The sequence below is a fragment of the Marinobacter daqiaonensis genome (assembly GCF_900115285.1).
In the GTDB taxonomy this organism is placed as follows: Bacteria; Pseudomonadota; Gammaproteobacteria; order Pseudomonadales; family Oleiphilaceae; genus Marinobacter; species Marinobacter daqiaonensis.
The window spans coordinates 1,245,797-1,266,758 of record NZ_FOYW01000001.1 but is presented as its reverse complement, the minus strand read 5'-3'; the positions used below and the strand labels follow the sequence as shown (position 1 = coordinate 1,266,758).

The 20,962-nt window shown below is 60.8% G+C and carries 15 protein-coding genes; 10 read left to right on the top strand and 5 right to left on the bottom strand.

Annotated elements, in window-relative coordinates:
• The first annotated feature begins 6 nt into the window (after positions 1 to 6).
• The 5 genes from BM346_RS05795 to parE all read left to right on the top strand — a co-directional run bounded on the left by BM346_RS05795 (position 7) and on the right by parE (position 7,277).
• The gene (locus tag BM346_RS05795; RefSeq protein ID WP_092009696.1) at positions 7 to 573 is read left to right on the top strand and encodes a BLUF domain-containing protein; all 567 of its coding nucleotides are present in this window, start codon (positions 7 to 9) and stop codon (positions 571 to 573) included.
• A 191-nt stretch (positions 574 to 764) separates the two neighbouring features.
• Positions 765 to 1,751 (top strand): NADPH:quinone oxidoreductase family protein, encoded by a 987-nt coding sequence (locus tag BM346_RS05790; RefSeq protein ID WP_092009694.1) that lies wholly within the window; start codon positions 765 to 767, stop codon positions 1,749 to 1,751.
• A gap of 279 nt (positions 1,752 to 2,030) precedes the next feature.
• Complete coding sequence (locus BM346_RS05785) at positions 2,031 to 4,781, top strand: S8 family serine peptidase (protein ID WP_092009692.1); 2,751 nt, start codon at positions 2,031 to 2,033, stop codon at positions 4,779 to 4,781.
• Positions 4,778 to 5,260, top strand: a complete 483-nt coding sequence (locus tag BM346_RS05780; protein WP_092009690.1) for a protease complex subunit PrcB family protein — start codon at positions 4,778 to 4,780, stop codon at positions 5,258 to 5,260. The genes BM346_RS05785 and BM346_RS05780 overlap by 4 nt, the downstream gene beginning before the upstream one ends.
• Before the next feature lie 121 nt (positions 5,261 to 5,381).
• Entirely contained in the window at positions 5,382 to 7,277 is a 1,896-nt protein-coding gene (gene parE / locus BM346_RS05775) for a DNA topoisomerase IV subunit B (RefSeq protein WP_092009689.1), read from the top strand.
• Positions 7,278 to 7,287: 10 nt separating this feature from the next.
• Here the strand turns inward: parE and BM346_RS05770 are convergent, their stop codons facing one another.
• On the bottom strand, positions 7,288 to 8,565 hold the full coding sequence (locus BM346_RS05770) for an EAL domain-containing protein (protein WP_092009687.1): 1,278 nt from the start codon (positions 8,563 to 8,565) through the stop codon (positions 7,288 to 7,290).
• Positions 8,566 to 9,508: 943 nt separating this feature from the next.
• Between BM346_RS05770 and BM346_RS05765 the strand changes: the two genes are divergently transcribed.
• Both BM346_RS05765 and BM346_RS05760 read left to right on the top strand, forming a co-directional pair.
• Entirely contained in the window at positions 9,509 to 10,075 is a 567-nt protein-coding gene (locus tag BM346_RS05765) for a cytochrome b (protein ID WP_092009685.1), read from the top strand.
• 77 nt (positions 10,076 to 10,152) lie between these two features.
• Positions 10,153 to 10,737 (top strand): YceI family protein, encoded by a 585-nt coding sequence (locus BM346_RS05760; protein ID WP_092009683.1) that lies wholly within the window; start codon positions 10,153 to 10,155, stop codon positions 10,735 to 10,737.
• A 32-nt stretch (positions 10,738 to 10,769) separates the two neighbouring features.
• Here BM346_RS05760 and BM346_RS05755 read toward each other — a convergent pair whose 3' ends face one another.
• Positions 10,770 to 11,009, bottom strand: a complete 240-nt coding sequence (locus tag BM346_RS05755; protein WP_092009681.1) for a hypothetical protein — start codon at positions 11,007 to 11,009, stop codon at positions 10,770 to 10,772.
• Between the two features lie 314 nt (positions 11,010 to 11,323).
• Here BM346_RS05755 and parC point away from each other — a divergent pair, with 314 nt between their 5' ends.
• Both parC and serB read left to right on the top strand, forming a co-directional pair.
• The gene (gene parC, locus BM346_RS05750; protein WP_092009679.1) at positions 11,324 to 13,621 is read left to right on the top strand and encodes a DNA topoisomerase IV subunit A; all 2,298 of its coding nucleotides are present in this window, start codon (positions 11,324 to 11,326) and stop codon (positions 13,619 to 13,621) included.
• Complete coding sequence (gene serB, locus BM346_RS05745; protein WP_092009677.1) at positions 13,614 to 14,837, top strand: phosphoserine phosphatase SerB; 1,224 nt, start codon at positions 13,614 to 13,616, stop codon at positions 14,835 to 14,837. Before parC ends, serB begins: the two co-directional genes overlap by 8 nt.
• 40 nt (positions 14,838 to 14,877) lie before the next feature.
• Here serB and BM346_RS05740 read toward each other — a convergent pair whose 3' ends face one another.
• The 3 genes from BM346_RS05740 to epmB form a co-directional block, all read right to left on the bottom strand.
• Positions 14,878 to 16,962, bottom strand: coding sequence for an EAL domain-containing response regulator (locus tag BM346_RS05740; RefSeq protein ID WP_092009675.1), 2,085 nt, complete (start codon positions 16,960 to 16,962; stop codon positions 14,878 to 14,880).
• A gap of 277 nt (positions 16,963 to 17,239) precedes the next feature.
• On the bottom strand, positions 17,240 to 19,057 hold the full coding sequence (locus tag BM346_RS05735) for a GTPase (RefSeq protein WP_092009673.1): 1,818 nt from the start codon (positions 19,055 to 19,057) through the stop codon (positions 17,240 to 17,242).
• A 238-nt stretch (positions 19,058 to 19,295) separates the two neighbouring features.
• Positions 19,296 to 20,339 carry an EF-P beta-lysylation protein EpmB gene (epmB, locus tag BM346_RS05730; RefSeq protein ID WP_092009671.1) on the bottom strand — a complete coding sequence of 348 codons (1,044 nt, stop codon included), beginning with the start codon at positions 20,337 to 20,339 and terminating at the stop codon, positions 19,296 to 19,298.
• A gap of 45 nt (positions 20,340 to 20,384) precedes the next feature.
• Between epmB and efp the strand changes: the two genes are divergently transcribed.
• Positions 20,385 to 20,957 (top strand): elongation factor P, encoded by a 573-nt coding sequence (gene efp / locus BM346_RS05725; RefSeq protein WP_092009669.1) that lies wholly within the window; start codon positions 20,385 to 20,387, stop codon positions 20,955 to 20,957.
• Positions 20,958 to 20,962: the final 5 nt, after the last annotated feature.

Genomic DNA, 20,962 nt, shown 5'->3' with positions numbered 1-20,962 from the left:
AATACGATGTCTCTGATCCGCCTGGCCTATGCCAGTGAAGCCACCTTCAAGCCCCAGCCCGCGGCCTCCGGCGTGGAACCCCACGTCGCAAGGATACTGCTGGCGTCCCGCCGCAATAATCCGAAGTATGGAATCGTCGGAGGCCTGTACTACGGCAACCATCACTTTTTCCAGTACCTGGAGGGTGAGGAGGATCAGGTTCGTGAGCTCTATGGGCGTATCCGCAGGGACGAACGGCACCGGAACATCACGACACTGCTGGAGGAGCCTCTTGACGAAGTGACGTTTACCGACTGGTCAATGAAGTACGTTCCCCAGGCGGAGGACGTCACCAGAATCCTCAAGCGTCATGACATGGACCAGTTCCGACCGGAGCTGTTTGATCGTGCAATGTGTGAGGAAATGATATCGGTGATCCGCGAAAGCCATCACCATGACCGGCTGATCAATCATCACGCCGGGGTCAGGGGCGAGAGTGGCCAGGTGATCGCGCCGGGGATTCGCAACGGGTTAATCCTGGCGGCGGTGGTTCTTGTGGGGGCGCTGTTGGTGGGAGGCCTCCTTTTACTCTGAATCAATAACAGTGATGTTGTTCCATAAGGCATGTTTATTTGATTCATGACCCGCATCGGGGTAGCTTGATCCGTTAACCCGGCTTCAGCTGGTGTCTCCTGTGGTTGGTTCGCAACCAGCGATCTGATCAGGTGGGACACCGGATACCGTCAATAACATGAACCGCCCTGTTAAAGGATTGGAGCAACAGAATGCGTGCGATTCTCTGTAAAGAGTATGGTCCGGCCGAAAAGCTGGTGATTGAGGATATTGAAAGCCCGGAGCCCAAGGGCAGCCAGGTCAAGGTGCGGGTCAAGGCCGCTGGCCTGAACTTCCCCGATACGCTCATCATTGAAGGCAAGTACCAGATCAAGCCGGAGATGCCGTTCTCCCCGGGCGGCGAGATGGCCGGTGAGGTCATCGCCGTTGGCGAGAAAGTGAGCCGTTACAAGGCCGGTGACCGGGTAATCGGAATGACCGGCTATGGTGCCTTCTCGGAAGAGATGCTGGTGGAAGAAAACCGCCTGCTGCCGTTGCCCGAAGGCATGAGCGATGAAGAGGGTGCCGCCTTCACCATGGTCTACGGCACCTCCTACCACGCCCTGAAACAACGCGCCAACATCCAGCCCGGCGAGAGCCTGCTGGTGCTGGGCGCCAGTGGCGGTGTTGGTCTGGCCACCGTTGAGCTGGGCAAGGCTATGGGAGCCCACGTGATTGCCGCGGCCAGCACCGATGATAAGCTCCAGGTCTGCAGGGAGGCCGGTGCCGATGAGCTGTTGAACTACAGCAACACCGACAAGCCCCTCAAGGATATGATCAAGGAAATGACTGGCGGCAAGGGTGTGGACGTGATCTACGACCCTGTTGGCGGCGAGTTTACCGAGCAGGCCCTGCGGGCCATGGCCTGGAACGGTCGTCACCTGATCATCGGCTTCGCTGCCGGGGACATTCCCAAAATCCCTGCCAACCTGACGCTGCTCAAGAGCTGTTCCGTGGTGGGCGTGTTCTGGGGTGCCTTTACCCAGAAAGAGCCGCAGAACAGCGCCCAGAACATGAAGGAACTGTTCCAGCTCTTTGGCGAAGGCAAGATCAAGCCGAAAATCAGCGAAGTCTACGATTTCGAGGATTACGTCGATGCCCTCCATGCCCTCACCGGTCGCACCGCCACCGGCAAGGTCGTGCTGAAGGTCAGTGACTGACCCCCGGGTTTCGTGACCAATCTCCGCCTGACCCCATGACGGAGCGCCCAAGGGCGCTCCGTTTCTCTTTTTTGTTCATCCCTTCCTGTTAAATTACCGTAACTACGAGACCGGCAGCGCGGCAGGCCGCTCTGCGCCCGCCGCTGTGCCCGGGCTCGAGTGTTCGCGAAGAACCTGCGCCTGTCGTCCGGGCCGCAGGGTCGGACATGTCCGCTATGCTGAAGGTAGGGTTCAACGGCGGATCGACCCGCCACCACTCAGAACTAGGTAAGGGTAGGTATGATCTATAGAGGTACGTATTCCCGGTTTGCGCCTGTCTCCATGCTACTTGCAGCCAGTGTTCTGCTGAGCGCATGTGGTGGCGGTGGTGGTGGCGGTAGTGACGGCGGATCTTCCGGTGACGCCGATCTCGCTGACCTTAGCGGTATTATCGATATTGCCGCCGATACCCGGGTCGACCGGGATTACGCGGACCTCTGGCAAGCCAATGATTCCGGGTGGCAGGGTATTACCCGCAATGATTCCCCCGAGACTGCCCAGCTGCTGCCGGTTCCGGCCGTTGTAAGCGGCTACCTGAGTGCGAGCCCGGGAACCTACGACAACGGCCTGGTCTTTCCGGATGATGGCCTCGACTACTACCACGCCCCCCTGGAACCAGACGACAATGTTTTCCTTCAGGTTTTCCCGGCGACGGACGGATCGCCCGAGAATATCGGCCTGAGCGTGACCATTGACGGCCAGGAGCTTTGCCAAAACGGCGTCTGTACGCAGGCGGAAGGTTACGGGATGAGCCTGCCACGGTCACTGGCGGAAGGCGATTCGGAAATCCGGATTGCCGTTACCGGTGGTGAGCCAGTGCGCTATGTTCTGACTCTGGCGCCTCTGGGCGGGGTATTGTCCAGCAACGCCGCCTGGCCAGAGCCGGCCCTGGCGGTGAATGAGGCCATTGTCACGATGGATCAGGTTACGGTCCAGTCATCATCAGCAACCGCTCTGGGGCAGCGTCCGGACGTGCAAGTCCTGCGCTCCATTGGTCCCCGAACCCTCCACCTGCGTCGCCCCGAAACTGCTATGGCACAGAGTGCGTCAGGATCAGCGGAATCCGACCCTCGCCAGGCTACGGTCGATTGGATTCGGGAGTTGCGGGCTGAAACCGGGGCCGTGGTGGAGCCAAATTATCTGTTTCGTCTGTTAGCGACAGATCCTGCCAGTAACGTTCCCGGCTACTCCAATCCTGACAATCGTTGGAACCTGGACATGATCAGAATGGCTGAGGCCTGGGGCCTGACGGTGAACTCTGGCGCCGGGACGGGTGTCGGCGTGGCAGTCATGGACACCGGCCTGTTCTCTCCGACCCCGGGCAGCTATGGTCCCTGGCATGACGATCTTGATACCAATGTGATCGGCCAGAGCCAAGTGGAGCAGCTCGATTTTGTCAGCAGGGATTACGACGTTGACAGTAGCCCGGGCCGGGACGTCAATCCAGCCACGCCGCCCACCCCTGGCAGCGCCATGACCAGCTTTCACGGCACCCATGTAGGTGGGATTATAGCGGCAGAAGACAACACGTCTGGCACGGTGGGTGTTGCCGATGATTCGACGCTTTTTCCCTACCGGGTTCTCGGGGTAAACAAGGATACCGGCGAAGATGGCAGTGGTACGGTGGCTGACCTGGTCGACGCCATCAATGCAGCAGTGGCTCGCAACGACATAGACGTTATCAATCTCAGCCTGGGCGGGTTGCCGGATCTCAACAGTCTGAAGCAAGCCACCGATGCGGCGCTCGCGCAGGGCATATTGGTTGTCGCCGCAGGTGGCAACAGTGGCAATGCCTCGGCGGTTTACCCGGCAGCGAACCGGGGTGTAGTGGGTGTCGGCGCCGTCAGCCTCTCCGGCGCTCTGGCCAGTTATTCCAACTTTGGTCAGTCGGTGGATCTGGTTGCCCCCGGTGGCGATGTCGGTAGCGGCGCCGACGGCATCTACAACGCCTGGTGCGACGTTGCCGGCAGTGACGCCATTTGCGGGGCGGATAACGTTGACAGCTGGAGCTCGGGCTATGCCTACCTTGCCGGTACTTCCATGGCAGCGCCCCATGTGACCGGTGTCTATGCCCTGATGCACCGGCTGGCGGAGGGTAGCGGTGTGCCCATGGCCCAGGACCGTTTCCGGGCATTGATGATTGATGGCCGGCTGACCACGACCGTAGACCCTCTTCTGAACTATGACCTGGCGGTTCATGGCGCCGGCCTGCTGGATGCCTACCTCTCCCTGGAGGCGACCTTGTCCGGTGATTTTCCCACGGTTGTCAGTGCCCACCCCCGGGTCCTGTTTCTGGACGCGGATGCGAGGGATGTTCCCGTCGCACTGGAGATCCTGTCGCCAACAGTCAGCTCGGGCCTGGACATTACCGGGACTGTCAGTGTGCCGGACTGGATCACCGTCACCGATGCCAATGGCAATGCCCTGGCGGCCAGCCAGTCGCTGCCTTCCGGTCTGACGCTGTCCGTGAACGAGAGTGCGCTGCCTTCCGGCCGCCTTGCCACAGGCCTGGTGACGATCCCGTATGGCACGGATAACCGGGTGCTGAATATTCCGGTGACGGTCCAGGTTCCCGATGACACCGTTGACCGGGCCGCCGGACGTCACTACGTCCTGTTGATCGACATCGACGATTCCGGCGACGATAACAGCCGGCAGCTGGTTTCCACTGTCCAGTCCGGTCAGTATCCCTTCTCCTTCAACGATGTCGAACCTGGTCAGTATTTGCTGGTTGCCGGCACGGACCTGGACAATAACGGCATTATCTGTGAAAACGGTGAAGCCTGTGCCGAGTACCCGGTGACCGGATCCCCGCAGCCTATTTCAGTGGGGGATAATGGAATTTCGGGCCTCGACATGACCACCAGCTTCCAACGCCCCACTCTGGCGGAGATGGGCCTGCCGCGCTACGGCTTCGAGGGCTACCGCATTCCGGAAGGGGGTTCCCCCTCTTCCGGGAACAACCCGGCCAAGGAGGTCTCACTGCCATGAATGCCCGCTGTTACCCATTGGGGTTCCTCGCTGTTTTCTTTATCACAGCCTGCGTGGGCAGCGATCCGCGCCAGCAGGACGAGAACACAGCGGAAGCACGGCAATTGTCGGTGGCCAGCCAGTGCGGTTTTGGCGGGCCTGACCTGGTGTACATGGATTCCCGTTCGCGCCTGGAGGAGGTCGGCAGCCGCCGTGGGGTGACCCTGGCGCCCCTTGAGGACCATGATTTCAGCGCTGAGCACCTGCTGCTGGTGGCTGCGGGGCGCAAGCCCACCGGAGGCTACGGTATCGCGCTGGATCAGTCACGCCTTCACGATGACGTTCTCGATATCAGCGTCCGGGTTTCGGAGCCGGGGGCGAACCAGATGGTGACCCAGGCCCTGACCAGTCCCTGCCTGTTGCTCGCAGTGCCCTCAAGGGGCTGGGATCGGGTGCGGGTCGCCGGCCCGGGTTTACCGGAACTTTCCGTCCAGCGGTGAATGCTGTCGGACCGTAGGTGATTCAGGCCGCATTAAGGGTGTGGTGGTCGTTGATCTTTGGCCCAGATTCCCTAAGCTATGGGCTCCATTTGCCAAGCAGATCCGGAGCTGTTCCCGCCCTATGAGCCAAAACACCTACAACGCCGACTCCATCGAAGTTCTCAGCGGTCTCGACCCGGTTCGCAAGCGCCCGGGGATGTACACAGACACCAGTCGGCCCAATCACCTGGCTCAGGAAGTCATCGACAACAGCGTCGATGAGGCCCTGGCGGGCCATGCCCGGCGGCTGGATGTGGTACTTCACGCCGACGGTTCGCTTTCGGTTGAGGACGACGGCCGTGGTATGCCGGTGGATCTCCATAAGGAAGAGGGGCTGCCCGGGGTCGAGCTGATCCTCAGTCGCCTTCATGCCGGCGGCAAGTTCTCCCAGGGCAATTACAATTTCTCCGGTGGTCTGCACGGGGTGGGGGTCTCGGTGGTCAACGCCCTGTCGACTCACCTGGAAGTGGCCATCAAGCGGGATGGCAACCTATACCGCATGACCTTCGCCGATGGCGAGAAGGCCACGGACCTGGAAGTGGTGGATACGGTGGGCAAGCGCAACACCGGCACCCGCCTGCACTTCATGCCGGACCCGAAGTACTTTGACTCGCCGAAATTCTCCGTCAGCCGCCTGCGCCACAACCTGCGGGCCAAGGCGGTGCTTTGCCCCGGTCTTAACGTCACTTTCCTGCAGGAGCAGACCGGCGAAAAAGACGAATGGTATTACGAGGACGGTTTGCGGGATTACCTGCGCAGCGAACTGTCGAATATCGAGTCGGTTCCCCTGGAGCCCTTCACCGGTCGCTTCGCCGGCAACACCGAAGAGGTGGACTGGGCCGTGCAGTGGCTGCCGGAGGGCGGTGAATCCGTCACCGAGAGTTACGTCAACCTGATTCCCACCGTCCAGGGAGGCACTCACGTCAACGGCTTCCGTACCGGCCTGCTGGAGGCCATGCGGGAGTTCTGTGAATTCCGTAACCTGCTGCCCCGGGGCGTCAAGCTGTCACCGGAGGACATCTGGGAGCGCTGCGCCTACGTGCTGTCGTTCAAGATGCAGGACCCCCAGTTTTCGGGACAGACCAAGGAGCGGCTTTCCTCCCGGGAAGCGGCGGCGTTTATTTCCGGTGTGGTGAAGGACGCTTTCAGCCTGTGGCTGAACCAGCACACCGACGTCGCCGAGACCCTGGCGGAGCTGTTTATCAGCAATGCCCAGCGCCGGCTCCGGGCCAGCCGCAAGGTTGCCCGCAAGAAGGTCACCTCCGGGCCGGCATTGCCCGGCAAGCTGGCGGACTGCTCCGGCGCCGACACCAGCCGCTCCGAGCTCTTCCTGGTGGAGGGGGACTCCGCCGGCGGCTCCGCCAAGCAGGCCCGTGACCGGGAATTCCAGGCGGTGATGCCGCTGCGGGGCAAGATCCTCAATACTTGGGAGGTGGACTCGTCCGAGATCCTGGCCTCCCAGGAAGTACACGACATCGCGGTTGCCATTGGCGTGGATCCGGGTTCCGAGCAGCTCGACGGGCTCCGCTACAATAAGGTTTGCATCCTGGCGGACGCGGATTCCGATGGCCTCCATATTGCCACCCTGCTATGCGCACTCTTTGTCCAGCATTTCCGCCCGGTGGTGAAGGCCGGTCACGTATTCGTCGCCATGCCGCCGCTGTACCGGGTGGATCTGGGCAAGGAAACCTTCTACGCCCTGGACGAACACGAGAAGCAGGGCATTATCGACCGGCTCGCCGCGGAAAAACGCAAGGGCAAGATCCAGGTTACCCGTTTCAAGGGCCTTGGGGAGATGAATCCCCTGCAACTGCGGGAAACCACCATGGCTCCGGATACGCGGCGCCTGGTGATGTTGACCATCGAGGATGGTGACGACACCCTTGAGTGCATGGACATGCTGCTTGGCAAGAAGCGTGCGGGGGACCGTCGTGCCTGGCTGGAGGCCTACGGTAATATGGCGGATATCGCGGTCTGATGCGGGAACACTAGCCCGCCAGCGGACCCTGATCCGCCAGGATATCGCAACACAGTACCCGCAACTGTCCCTGGTAGCGGAATCCCAGCGACAGGGTGACGCACATGTAGACACCGCTGATGGACAGATAGGGGGTCGTCACCTGCATACGGTTGGGTTGGGCCAGGGCCTGCTTCAAATAGTGCTGGCGATACCAGTCGGCGCTGCTGGTGTTTTCCAGGGGGCGGTAACGTGGATCCAGGGTCCTTGCGACGGCTTCCGAGACCATGGTGTCGTCGATCTGGACCCCGCGCTGATCGATCAGGTAACAGCGTGAGACGGTATGGTGGGCGAGAATGTCTTTACAGGCCTCGCCCAGGGAGGCCCCCTCCTGAAGGCGGGCAATGGCCCTGCGGAAGTGGCTGGTGAAGAATTCCGCCAGTTGCTGGGTGGGGTCCAGGCGAATACGGTTGCGGTTCTTGTAGTCCGCCAGCAGGCCCTCGAAGTCCGGCGCCTGTATCTGCTCCAGTTCCACCCGTGGAAACGAGAAGTAGAAACCCTGTACAAAATCCACGCCGGCGTCGATGGCGATCATGGCCTGGTCGTGGGTTTCCACCCCTTCCAGCAGCACCAGGCAGCCGGACTGGTGGAGCAGCGTGACAATGCCATTGAGGATCTGCCGCGCCTTGGGGTCATTGCTGGCCCGGAGCGCCAGGGTGCGGTCCAGTTTGACGATGTCCGGGGACAGGTTCCAGATCCGCTCGAAATTGGAATGGCCGGCACCAAAATCATCAATGGCGGTCAGGCAGCCCAGTTGCCTGTAGTACTCCACGGTCTCCCGCAGGCGCTCCGAATCATCCGTCGGTTGCTCGACGATCTCGACCACGATGCGGTGGGGTGGCAGCCCGGTGCGGCGCAACAGCTCCCCGAAGAAGGAATCGTAGCGATAGGCGGACGCCACCACCCGGGGCGACACGTTCAGGAACAGCCAGTTCACCTGATCGCTGAAGGTGCTGTAATTGCGGATATGAAGCAGCCGGCAAAGCCGGTCGAGGAGAATGTTCTCCTGGTCGGTTTCCGGTAACCGGAAAAGCTGGGCCGGGGGCACACCGGCATTGTCCGGATCGTAGGCCCGGACGAGGGCTTCATAACCAATGATACGTTTGTGGGAAATACTGAATATGGGTTGCAGGGCAGTTTTCAGCACCAGGCCATGGAACATTCCTGTCCATTGATTCTCCTGGCGGGTCAGCAATGGGTCCAGTAACTCCAGGTCGGCACCTGTCAAGGGGTCTGAAAGATAGGTCATGGATCCACGTTCTGATGCATGTGAAAAACCCGGCTCAATACCAGCAACTGGTGGAGGAATGGTTATTCAGAACGGGAGAATGCCAGAACTTGGGAAGGGGCGCCAGCGGCTTACATCAAAGTTTATCGGGTTGTGGGCCCGAAATGACTGTCAGAAATAAAAGGAGCCGGTCAGGTATTGGAATGATGGACCGTTAAAAAACATCGATAACGAGTTGGGCAGGCAGGCCTGCCCGAAATCAGTTATTGCTGGGAACAACAACGGATTCGTCAAATTCGAATTCCATGAGTTATCTCCTTGATGGCGAATCAGCAGGAAGAGCGAAACGCTCGGTGAGTACGGTATAAGTACAGTCTATCTGCTTGATGAATTTGTTAAATCCGTAAAATCCGAATACGACAAAGGTGGCAGGTGATTTGCGGTGCCGGAGGTTCCCCCCTCTGTAGGAGCCAGCCGGCTGGCGAGGAGGGCAGCGCCAGGGCCCGGAGTCCCCCTCCTCGCTGGCAGGCCAGCTCCTACAGTCGCGGGTACCCGCCAGCCCGGAGGCCCCACCCTGTAGGAGCCAGCCTGCTGGCGAAGAGGGCAGCCCCAGACCCGGAGTCCACCTCCTCGCTGGCAGGCCAGCTCCTACAGTCGCGGGTACCCGCCAGCCCGGAGATCCCACCCTGTAGGAGCCAGCCTGCTGGCGAAGAAGGCAGCGCCAAGACCAGGAGTCCACCTCCTCGCTGGCAGGCCAGCTCCTACAGTTGCGGGCACCCGCCAGCGCGGAGATCCCCACCCTGTAGGAGCCAGCCTGCTGGCGAGAAGGTGAACGCGGAAGAATAAGGCTTGGTCAGTTTTTCTGATCAGGGCGAGCAGAATATTCCGGTTGGCTTCATGGGCCTGACTTTCTATTGTGTTATCAGGCAATACGCCGGTTAGGGATGCACCGGGAGACAATGGTATGCAGTTGAGAACGTCTGACAAGCGATATGGCGCGGTGGATATGACATTCCACTGGCTTGTGGCAGTAGCGGTGTTTGCTCTGTTCGGGCTGGGTTACTGGATGGTGGGACTGTCCTATTACAACGAATGGTATCGGCTTGCGCCCCATATCCATCGTAGCGTCGGCATTCTGCTCTTTGGCGTCATTCTGCTAAGGCTCCTGTGGCGCCTGGTTGAAATAAAGCCTTCGCCCATGGCCAGCCATTCCCGGTTCGAGGTGATTTCCGCCCGCATCGCACATGCCACGCTCTACGTCCTGATGCTCGGCGCAATGATCAGCGGCTATCTCATTTCCACTGCAGACGGATCCTCCATCGATGTATTTGGCTGGTTTCAGGTACCTTCGGTCACCGGACGGGTGGAGCGAATGGAAGACGTGGCCGGAGAGGTTCATTACTGGGCCACCTGGGCGCTGGTGGTGCTGGCGGGCATCCATGGTCTGGCTGCCCTCAAGCACCACCTTTTTGACCGGGATGACACCCTCAGGCGTATGTTACCGGTACAACTCAAAGATAAAGACGTTTAATCATCGGACAGCCTGGCTGCCCGCAAGGCTGTCCCGGGAACACAAGCGATCCTGTTCAGGAAAAGGAGAATAACGATATGAAAAAGACACTTCTCGCTTCGGCCGTAACGTTGGCCATGATGGGCACCGCCAGCGCCGACCAGCATAGCGGAACCTATGCCTTCGATAAGAAGGACGCCCATCAGTTCATTACCTTCGAGATCTCGCACCTGGGATACAGCACGCTGTACGGCCGGTTCAATGAATTCGACGGCCAGTTCACCTTCGATGCGGACAATCCCGCCAACAGCAGTGTCGAGGTCACCATCGATACGGCCAGCGTGGATTCCAACCACGCCGAACGGGACAAGCACCTCCGTAGCGAGGATTTCCTTTACGTGGATGAGTATCCCCGTGCCACCTTCAAGAGTACAGAGGTGGTGGTGAACGACGATGGTGACGAAGCCGAGGTAACCGGCGATCTGACCCTGCGTGGTGTCACCCGTGAGGTGACCCTGGATGTGGACCTGGTGGGTCACGGCGAGGATCCTTGGGGGGGCTACCGCATGGGCTTTGACGCCCAGACCGAGCTCAGGCTTGAAGATTTCGGTATCCCGATGGATCTGGGGCCGGCTTCGGAAACCGTGAAACTGGAAATCTCCGTGGAAGGTATTCGCCAGTAAGGGAGCTGCAGAAGGGAGTGGGGGCCGGATCCTTACCTGCTGGAGATCCGGCTTCCTGCTTCATCACTGCAACGGCACAGTCTGAGTTGGCGAAAGAACTGAGCGACGAAGATCACCAGGGCAACGAGCAGGCCGGCAATCAGGAATGGTCTTGTCATCACCAGGCTGCCACTGAGCGAGAACTCCACCAGGAGCATCAGCGCCAGCGCCAGTGCGCCATTGATCAATGCGGTCAGTATCGCATAACGACACGCCTTGAGAGTCAGTTTCATAGTGTTCGCTCTGATCGGGTTGCCGGGGCACCTTTGCGCCTCGGGTATTCAGAACTCGCGTCCCTTCTCATTAATCCGCAGTGCATTATCGAGAATACGGCGGTGCCGCCTGTTGAAACATGCGGGAATTCCGCTATTGGAAATCCCGTCCTCCAAATTCACCGGCAAAGTTGGTCTATTGCCTGTCCCCTCCATATAATGTCCCGCGCCTGATAGCAGTATTGAATCCTGGCATCCGGACGCCCCTGTGGGGGGATTCCGCCGCATTTGCAGAGGGTTCATTTGTGAATTCATTCCTATAGCAAGGGGCATGCATGCCAGAGTTTCAGACAACGGACGAAGGCTTTGAGCGGGTATCGCTGCGGGATTACACCGAGAAGGCTTACCTGGACTACTCCATGTACGTCATCCTCGACCGGGCTCTGCCCAATGTCGGGGACGGCCTCAAACCGGTGCAGCGGCGGATCATATACGCCATGTCCGAGCTGGGTCTGAAATCCACCAGCAAATACAAGAAGTCGGCCCGCACCGTGGGCGATGTCCTGGGTAAGTTCCATCCCCATGGCGACAGTGCCTGTTATGAAGCCATGGTGCTGATGGCGCAGCCATTTTCCTACCGTTATCCACTGGTGGACGGGCAGGGCAACTGGGGCTCGCCGGACGATCCCAAGTCATTTGCCGCCATGCGTTACACCGAGTCCCGCCTATCCAGGTTTGCCGAAGTGCTGCTCAGCGAGTTGGGGCAGGGTACGGTGGACTGGGTGCCCAACTTTGACGGCACCATGGATGAACCCTCCACCCTGCCGGCGCGACTGCCCCATGTGCTGCTCAACGGCACCACGGGCATTGCCGTCGGTATGGCGACCGACATTCCTCCCCATAATGTCCGTGAGGTCACCGCCGCCTGTGTGCGCCTGCTGGACAGGCCAGATGCCGATATCGACGAACTGTGTGAGCACATCAAGGGGCCGGATTTTCCCACGGGGGCGGAGCTGATCACCCCTCGCCGTGATCTGCGGCAGATGTACCAGACCGGTCGGGGCAGTCTGCGAATGCGGGCTCGCTGGATCCGGGAGAGCGGTGAGATCGTGATTACCGATCTGCCCCATCAGGTGTCCGGCAACCGGGTGCTGGAGCAGATTGCCCAGCAGATGCAGACCCGCAAGCTGCCCATGGTGGCCGACCTTCGGGACGAGTCGGACCATGAGAATCCAACACGCCTTGTCATCGTGCCCCGGTCGTCGCGGGTCGATGTGGACGGCCTGATGGCGCACCTGTTTGCCAGCACCGACCTGGAGAAAACCTACCGGGTCAACCTGAACGTGATTGGTAACGATGGCCGGCCGGCGGTCAAGAACCTCCACACCATGCTCACCGAGTGGCTGGCCTATCGCCGCAGCACCGTGACCCGTCGACTGCAGTACCGTCTCGACAAAGTCCTGGCGCGCCTGCACCTCCTCGAGGGCCTGTTGATCGCCTATCTCAACATTGATGAGGTGATCAGCATCATTCGTTACGAGGACGAGCCCAAGGCAGAGCTGATCAGTCGCTTTGGCCTGTCCGGTGACCAGGCGGAAGCCATTCTTGAGCTGAAACTTCGGCACCTGGCCAAGCTGGAGGAAATGAAGATCCGAGGCGAGCAGGACGAACTCTCCGCCGAGCGGGACGAGCTCCAGGCCATTCTCGGATCACAGGACCGCCTGCGGGAGCTTATCAAACAGGAGCTGCTGGCCGACGCCGAGACCTACGGTGATGACCGCCGCTCCCCCATTGTCCAGCGGGAAGAGGCCCGGGCCTTCAGCGAGGCGGATCTGGTTTCCAACGACCCCGTTACCGTGGTCCTGTCGGAGAAGGGCTGGGTACGTGCCGCCAAGGGTCACGACATCGATCCCGCCGGCCTGAGCTACAAGGCCGGCGACCAGTTTGCCCTGGCGGCGCGGGGGCGGAACAACCAGCACGCGGTGTTCCTGGACTCCACCGGTCGCGCCTACTCGCTGATGTGCCACAGTCTGCCGTCGGCACGGGGGCAGGGCGAGCCGCTGACGGGCCGGATCAATCCGCCTTCGGGGGCGGCGTTCGCCGGCCTGATGGTGGCGGATCCGGAACAGAAAGTGCTGCTGGCCACGGACGCCGGCTATGGTTTCGTGGCCAGTGTGGCGGACCTGATCAGCAAGAACCGTAACGGCAAGTCGGTTGTGACCATTCCCAAGGGAGCCAGACTGATGGAGCCGGTCTCCATTCCCCGCCGGGATCAGCCGCTGTACCTGGCCGCCATCTCCAACGAGGGCCGAATGCTGGTATTCCCCCTGGAGCAGTTGCCCGAGCTTGGCCGGGGCAAGGGCAACAAGATCATCGGTATTCCCTCCGCCCGGGTTCAGAACCGGGAAGAGTTCATGGTGGTGCTGACGGTGTTTGGCGAAGACGATCAGCTCGAGATCCGTGCCGGCAAGCGTAAACTTGGACTACGCTTCAGTGACCTTGAGCATTACCTGGGTGAACGTGGCCGTCGTGGCCATAAGCTGCCCCGGGGGCTGCAGCGGGTGGACGACATTGATGTAATCGCTGCGAAAGGCAGTGTGCAAGAGGCCGGTGGAGAAGACAACGGTGAGTGAACTGGTTCTGATCAATGTGTCCGGGCGTGACAAGCCCGGGCTCACTTCCGAGATTACCGGCATCATGGGCCGGTACAATGTCCGAATCCTGGATATTGGCCAGGCCGTTATCCATGACCACCTGACCTGGGGCATCCTGGCGGAGATTCCAGATGAGTCCAGGGCCTCACCGGTCATCAGGGACCTGCTGTTCAGGCTCCATGCCCTGGACCTGCAGGTGCGGTTTGCGCCCATCACCGAGACCGAGTACCAGCAGTGGGCTGAAGGCCGCAACCGGGCCTGTTACATCGTTACCCTGCTGTCCCGGGATATCAAGGCGGAGCAGATTGCCCGGGTGTCGGAAATTACCGCGCGCCACGGACTCAATATCGACAACATCTCCCGGTTGTCCGCTCGTCCCTCCCTGAACCCGTCCGAGAACCGCATCGCCTGTGTGGAATTCTCGGTCCGGGGTACCCCGGAAGACCTTGAGCGGCTGCGTACGGATTTCCTGAAAATCGCCGGGGACATGAACGTGGATATCGCTTTCCAGGAGGACTCCATCTTCCGGCGTAACCGCCGGCTGGTGGTCTTCGATATGGACTCCACCCTGATCGAGGCCGAGGTCATTGATGAGCTGGCTCACGAGGCCGGCGTCGGTGAGCAGGTTTCCGAGATCACCGAGCGGGCCATGCGGGGTGAGCTGGACTTCAGTGAGAGCTTCGCGGAACGGCTGGCACTGCTCAGGGGGCTCGATGAGTCGGTACTGGAGCGGATCGCCGGGCGCCTGAGGATGACCGAGGGCGCCGAGTACCTGATCCGCACATTGCGCTCCCTGGGCTATCGCACGGCCATTCTCTCCGGTGGTTTCAATTACTTTGCCCGGCATCTCCAGGAACGGCTTGGCATTGACTACGTTTATGCGAACGAACTGGAAATCGTGGATGGCAAGGTGACCGGCCGGGTCGCCGGCCCCATTGTGGACGGCGACCGCAAGGCCAGTCTCCTGCTTGAGATCGCCCAGCGGGAAAAGATTTCCCGGGAGCAGGTGATTGCGGTGGGTGACGGCGCCAATGATCTGCCCATGCTGAGTCAGGCCGGACTGGGCGTGGCCTTCCGGGCCAAGCCGCTGGTCAAGGAATCCGCCCGGCACGCCATTTCAACCCTGGGGCTGGATGCCATCCTCTATCTTATCGGTTACCGTGAAAGCGAAGCCCGTCTGGTCTCGCCGGAATAATCACTCCGGCGAGACCACGGGTCGGGGGAAGGGGGCGATCTTACTGATCGCCGAAGTCGTAGTTCATTTCCGGCACGGGCGCCTGCAGGTAGTAACCCTGAATGTAGTTCACTCCCGCCTGCCAGAGGGTGGCCAGAACCGACGCGTTCTCCACCAGTGGAATAATGGTCAGCTTGCCGCTGCTCTGCAGTGACTGGACCATCTCCTTGACCTGATCCTTGGCTTCTTCGTTTTTCTGGATTTCCTCGGTGAAGGAGCCGTCGATCTTCACGTAGTCCACATCCACGTGCTTGAGCGTGTTGAACGGATTGAGAGCACAGCCGAATTGCGACAGCGAGACCTTGCAGTGAAGCTCGCGAATGGAACTGGCGAATTCCCGGGCCTGCTTCAGGTGACTGTTGGCATCGCCTTCCCTTACCTGGAAGATCAGTGAGTCGCCGGGTAGCCTGGCGGCCTTGAGGGCAACGCTGAGCCACTGGGTAAACGTTCTGTCCTGCAGGGTTTCAGAGGTCACGTTCAGGAACAGACGGGTATCGTGGCCCCGGCTCCGGTGATGGGAAAGCTGCTTGATGGTCTGCAGGACTACCCAGCGGTCGATTCGGGTGGCCATGTCGGACGGACCGGCGGGGGGCAGGAAGTCATAGGGGGAAACCTCCTTGCCGTCCATGTCCAGCATCCGGACCAGCGCCTCGTAATGCTCCTCGCCCTCGCCCCGCAGGTTGATAATGGGCTGGAACAGGAGCCGGAAGCGGTTTTCCTCCAGTGCCTTGGTGATGGCGTCCAGGGAATTGGCATCGTCCAGCTTCTCATACTCCGCCGGATTGTAGACCACTACACCATTTCCGTTCTCGTGACCCGGCTGCTTGCGGACCGCGGCGTGGGCGGTATGGACACGCCCGAGAAGGTCCGGAGCCTTGGGGGCGTTCTCGGTGATGGCGGCAACACCGATGGAAACCGTCATCTGGGCGGAACGGCCCTCAATATCGAACAGGTGATCCTCCACCGCTTTGCGGATGGTCTCCGCAAGCCGGGCCATGGACTGCTCCTCATAGGGCAGGGCCAGCAGGCAGAAGGCATCGTCGCTCAGTCGCGCCAGTACCATGTCTTCTTCGGTATGCTTTTCCAGCAGAGCGGCAAGGTCCCGCAGCAACAGGTCCGTCACGGCGATGCCCAGCTCATTCTTGAGGGTGGCGAAACGGTCGATGCCGATGTAGGCCAGGGCACCAGTTTCGTTTTTCTCGCCAGCGGTGGCAATCGTGCTGGTGAGTCGCTCCATCAGGTGCTGCCGGTTGTAGAGGCCAGTCAGGAGGTCCTGGTTGCTGATCTCGCGGATTTTTTCCTGCAGCTCCACATCATTGCGTTCCGGCTGGATCACCACCTGCACACAGGCTTCGCCGTCGTAGGTGGCGGCGGATACCGTCATGGTGATATTGATATCCTGGTCGTCACTGCGCCGGGCCACGCAGTTCAGTTTCATGCCGTCCTCCCCGGTTTCCGAGAAGGCCTTCATGAACTTCCTTAACTCATCCTGGCTTTGGGGCGCGAGGGTGTCCAGCAGGGGAATGCACATCAGTTCGTCCAGGTCGTCGTAACCCAGAAAATCCATGTAGGCATAGTTGGCATAGATGTGCATGCCGTCGTTGACGTAGGCAATGGCGTCCTTCGAGCTTTCCAGCAGCAGCTGGCAGCGTTGCTCCGCCTCCCGCAGATGGGATTCGAGAATCCGGCGGCGGCGGCGTTCGTCCAGGCTGGCCAGCTCCCGGCGGATGACCAGCATCAGGCGTTCGGTTTCCCTGGCCGGGACAGTGTCCTGGGCGCCCGCCTTCATGGCGGCAAGGGCCCGGTCAGGGTCGTCCGTCTCGGTCAGCAGGACGAAGGGAATATCCTTGTCGAGTCGGCGGATGATTGCCAGGGCATCGTCGGGGATGAAGTCGCTCTCCGCGTCCCGGGCCAGGAAAAGGTCCCATTGGCCGGTGCGGATGGCCTCGTCGAGATCTTCCTCCGAGGTAACCCGGTGCGCGCGGGTGGCTCGTCCTGAATTCCTCAGCAGGCTGACCAGTGACTCCGCATCGTTCTGGGAGGGATCCATGATCAGGAGGTGGACGGTGCTCTTATGCTTCTGCATGCGCTGACGGTCTCGCTGTCTTTCTGGTGCCTCGCAACAGGGCACGGTGGTCTTCGTATGGCATTCCCTTGGTTGGCGGGTCGGTGGCCGGAGTCCAGTCAGGTCCGGGACGCCTTGCTGTCCTTAGCGGTGAATGATGCAGCGGAACCCCCTCAATAACAAGCCTGCCATGGTCGTAGCGGGAGCTGGCGCGCATTTTCGGAATCCGCTGAGCAAGCCGGAAAATGCCCGTCCCTCTTCAGGGCGGGATGGGCACCGAAGGCTTGCGGTGAAGGTTTTACAGGCTGGGCCAGAGAGAGTCGAACTCATCTTCGGTCTTGCTTTGTGGCGCGGCCCGGACTGCGCCTGTATCGCCCTCATTCGTCTGGTTGTAGAGACGAAGCTCGAACTGGCTGATACTGCCCGTGGCCGCCAGACGCTGGCCCAGCACACCCTGATCCTGAACGCCCCCCTGTAACAGGGTGATGCGGCTGCCGCTCTGGAAGGGAAGTTTCGGGGTCACCAGGCTGGCGCTCTGCCGGACGCCCGGTATCGCCGGTAACAGAAGTCCCCGCAGGAACTCGCTGCTGTTGCCGGTTTTCTGGATCAGTTGCACGCCACAGGGTGTGGCATTGGGTGCGATCACTTCAATGCCTACACGGGTGCCCTCTCCCTTGGCCTGTTTCAGCCAGCGCACCAGGGCCACGCTCCAGGGGTGATTGCGCTGTTCACGAATGCCGAGGATCTCGCCCGCCTGAAGGGTGGGCGGAATACTGGCGCTCCAGATCACGCAATAGCCCCCGGGGCTGGTGTTCACCATGCGGGTCAGGTACGAGCGGGGCAGGTTACGATGCTGGGCGCTGTCCGCCGGGGTGCCTGCGCCCTGGTAATGGATGGGGGCATCGGTGTTGGCCAGGATTTTCTCGTCGGAGACCCCGGCGTCGTGCGCTTCCGACCAGGCATCTCGGTTTACGGGCTGCATGAACCGATTTTCGGTATTGCCACTGCCGATCACGAACTCGTTGAAGGGCGTTCCACCGGCCAGGAAGTAATGCACGGCCGTCAGGCCGGCGCAGACTTCCAGCTGCCCTTCACTGGCGAGGCGGTTGAAGTTGCGCTGGGTGAGCAGGGTAAAGGCTTCGCACAGATGGGCCAGCAGGGTGTCGCTGACGCCGGCCACCAGCGGCAGTGTCGTGGTTCTCGCGCCGCTGCTTCTGCGTCGGCTGCCGCCCGCGGTTTCACGGGTACCGCCCTGCAGGTGAAGGTGTTCCCGGATTTCCTCGGCCAGGGATGCGGTGTCGAAACCCCACTGGTGCTTGCTGTCGTCGTCCGGAACCAGGGCCCGGTAGACGGGCGGGCTGTCGCTGTCCGGATCCACCAGGAAAACCGCCGAGCTAGTCAGTTCCGGTCCACAGGTAACCCGTCCTGACCAGAGCTCGAACAGCTCATGGACCTGTTCCAGTTCATTCTGACGCAACTGGTTCGCCCGGGCACATCCCAGCAACAGGCTGCGGTAATAGGTATCGGCAATGGTCGAGCCGGCCCGGTGCTGGAGTTCGTCATCCGCAATCTGGCTGTCCTGGAGACCATGCTGGCGGGCAAAGCGGAACAGCTGATGACTTTCGTGCCAGCTGCCGGCGGGACTGGAGGCATAGAGCTGCTGGGCACGAAGCAGGGTGGCGCCCAGCTCGGTAATGGCCCGGTGACAGGCCAGGGCCAGATTTTTGCGGTTGCGGTCAACGCTGCCATTGTCCAGCAACTCCATCAGGGTCAGCTTGTAGCCGTTAGCCAGGTGAAGCTGCAGGGCCTGGGAGAGGTTGGCGATCTTGCGCTGCTTTTCCGGCAGGGCAATGGCCATACCCAGATAGTGGCGGGACAGCTCCGAGCACACAAAGCGGATCCGGGGGCGGATCAGTTCCAGCAGCTGGAGTCGCTGGGCCGGGGTGGTGAGCAACTGGTTGAGCTCGATGATGGCATGGTAGAGCTGCCGCGAAAGCTCGCCAAGGTTCGCCATGGGCAGGTGGCTGACCCAGCTACGGAACTGCCTGGTGTTGGTGTCACAGAAGGACAGGCTGGCAATTTTGGGTTCCGGTACGGTCAGTTCGGGTTTCTGCATTCTTTCTACCAGTTGTACCATGGTTCTCAGGCCGGCGAGGGGCTGGATCGGAAATGTGTGCTCCGGATCAAAACGCGCACTTTCATCAGGGGCATGCCGCCCTTGGGGAACTGCCGGGATTGCAAATTGTTGTAGGTTGGCCGTTTACTGATCATAAAATAGCAAAAAAGGGTAACAGAAAGCGAGCGGGTCGTAACCTGCCGCGTGCCATGTCATTGACTGAACTCAAGGCCGGGAGCTATTCCATGCCCAGGTCAAGCAGGGTCTTGCCGGGGTGACCGGGTACTTCCCGGACCAGCCTCGGTACCAGGTATCCGGGCAGTCGGGCCTGCAGCGTCCGCACCATGGTTCTGGCCTCCCTGTCACTGACGTCGAAATGATGGGCGCCGGCCACCGGGTCGAAAGCGTGCAGGTAGTAGGGCAGGATGCCCGCTCCGAAAAGCCGTTCACTTAACTGCTCCAGGATATCCACAGCATCGTTGACGCCCCGCAGGATGACGCTCTGGTTCAGCAGCGTGACACCCGCCGACTTCAGGCGCGCCATGGCGTCGCGAACGTCGTCGTCGATCTCCTGGGGATGATTGATGTGCACAACCATCACCACCGGCAGGGGACAGTCCCGGAGCCAGGCCAGGAGTTGCTCGTCCACCCGCTGGGGTATGACCACCGGCAGCCGTGTATGGATACGAAGCCGCCTGATGGTTGGAATGGTCGCGATGGCGGCCGTCCACGCGGCAAGCAGGCGGTCGTTTACGGCCAGAGGGTCGCCGCCGCTGAATATGACCTCGTTGATGTCCGGGTCCGCCCTCAGCCGGGTGATAACCTCCTCCCGCTGAGCGGGGGAGAGCCGGTGCTCCTCGTAGGGAAAGTGACGCCGGAAGCAGTAGCGGCAGTTGATGGCGCACTGGCCGGTCACCATCAGCAGGGCGCGGCTGCGGTACTTGCGAATCAGCCCGGCATCGGCTGTGACACCGGTTTCCCGCAGTGGGTCCGCGACAAAGCCGGCCCGGTGCTCGCCTTCCTCGGCCAGCGGCAGGACCTGCCGCAGCAGGGGGTCGGACGGGTCGCCGGGGCGGATGCGGGCCAGCCAGGGTTCGGGCACTCTCACCGGGAAAGCCCGGTGGCCGGGGACTGCGCCCTCGGTCAGCAGGCTGGAATCGAGTCCCAGCCGCTGAAGGAGCTGCTCGGGGCTGGTAATGGAGCGGGCCAGCAGGGTTTGCCAGCGCTCAGGCTCATTATCCAGGGAGCGGGCTTCTATACGGGCGGCGGTTCGCTGTATCATAGCGGTCTTTCAATTTCCCACAGCGTCTTTTCAGGTGAGTGTTTCATGGCTTCATATTCTACCAATGAATTCCGCAGCGGTCTTAAGGTTTTGCTGGATGGCGACCCCTGCATCATCCTCGAGAATGAGTTCGTCAAACCCGGAAAGGGTCAGGCGTTCAACCGCGTAAAGCTGCGTAACCTGATGACCAACCGCCAGTGGGAGCGTACCTTCAAGTCCGGCGAGACCCTCGAAGCCGCGGACGTGCTGGATCAGGATATGGAATACCTGTATACGGATGGCGAGTTCTGGCACTTCATGAAGACTGATGGCTCTTTCGAACAGTATCCCGCCGACGCGAAAGCCGTGGGCGATACGGTGAAGTGGCTGAAGGAACAGGACGTTTACACCGTAACCCTTTACAACGGCGCGCCGCTGAGTGTCACGCCACCGAATTTCGTGGAACTGGAAGTGGTTGATACCGATCCCGGCATGAAGGGCGATACCGCCCAGGGCGGCTCCAAGCCGGCGACCCTGTCCACCGGGGCCGTGGTCCAGGTGCCGCTGTTCATTACCATTGGCGAGGTGTTGAAAGTGGATACCCGCACCGGCGACTACGTCAGCCGCGTCAAGAGCTGAGGTAA

What these genes read in the sequence shown, in the direction of transcription:
- BM346_RS05795 (WP_092009696.1), top strand. Translation starts at nt 7, where the DNA reads ATGTCTCTGATCCGCCTGGCCTATGCCAGTGAAGCCACCTTCAAGCCC.
- BM346_RS05790 (WP_092009694.1), top strand. Translation starts at nt 765, where the DNA reads ATGCGTGCGATTCTCTGTAAAGAGTATGGTCCGGCCGAAAAGCTGGTG.
- BM346_RS05785 (WP_092009692.1), top strand. Translation starts at nt 2,031, where the DNA reads ATGATCTATAGAGGTACGTATTCCCGGTTTGCGCCTGTCTCCATGCTA.
- BM346_RS05780 (WP_092009690.1), top strand. Translation starts at nt 4,778, where the DNA reads ATGAATGCCCGCTGTTACCCATTGGGGTTCCTCGCTGTTTTCTTTATC.
- parE (WP_092009689.1), top strand. Translation starts at nt 5,382, where the DNA reads ATGAGCCAAAACACCTACAACGCCGACTCCATCGAAGTTCTCAGCGGT.
- BM346_RS05770 (WP_092009687.1), bottom strand. Translation starts at nt 8,565, where the DNA reads ATGACCTATCTTTCAGACCCCTTGACAGGTGCCGACCTGGAGTTACTG.
- BM346_RS05765 (WP_092009685.1), top strand. Translation starts at nt 9,509, where the DNA reads ATGCAGTTGAGAACGTCTGACAAGCGATATGGCGCGGTGGATATGACA.
- BM346_RS05760 (WP_092009683.1), top strand. Translation starts at nt 10,153, where the DNA reads ATGAAAAAGACACTTCTCGCTTCGGCCGTAACGTTGGCCATGATGGGC.
- BM346_RS05755 (WP_092009681.1), bottom strand. Translation starts at nt 11,009, where the DNA reads ATGAAACTGACTCTCAAGGCGTGTCGTTATGCGATACTGACCGCATTG.
- parC (WP_092009679.1), top strand. Translation starts at nt 11,324, where the DNA reads ATGCCAGAGTTTCAGACAACGGACGAAGGCTTTGAGCGGGTATCGCTG.
- BM346_RS05740 (WP_092009675.1), bottom strand. Translation starts at nt 16,962, where the DNA reads ATGCAGAAGCATAAGAGCACCGTCCACCTCCTGATCATGGATCCCTCC.
- BM346_RS05735 (WP_092009673.1), bottom strand. Translation starts at nt 19,057, where the DNA reads ATGCAGAAACCCGAACTGACCGTACCGGAACCCAAAATTGCCAGCCTG.
- epmB (WP_092009671.1), bottom strand. Translation starts at nt 20,339, where the DNA reads ATGATACAGCGAACCGCCGCCCGTATAGAAGCCCGCTCCCTGGATAAT.
- efp (WP_092009669.1), top strand. Translation starts at nt 20,385, where the DNA reads ATGGCTTCATATTCTACCAATGAATTCCGCAGCGGTCTTAAGGTTTTG.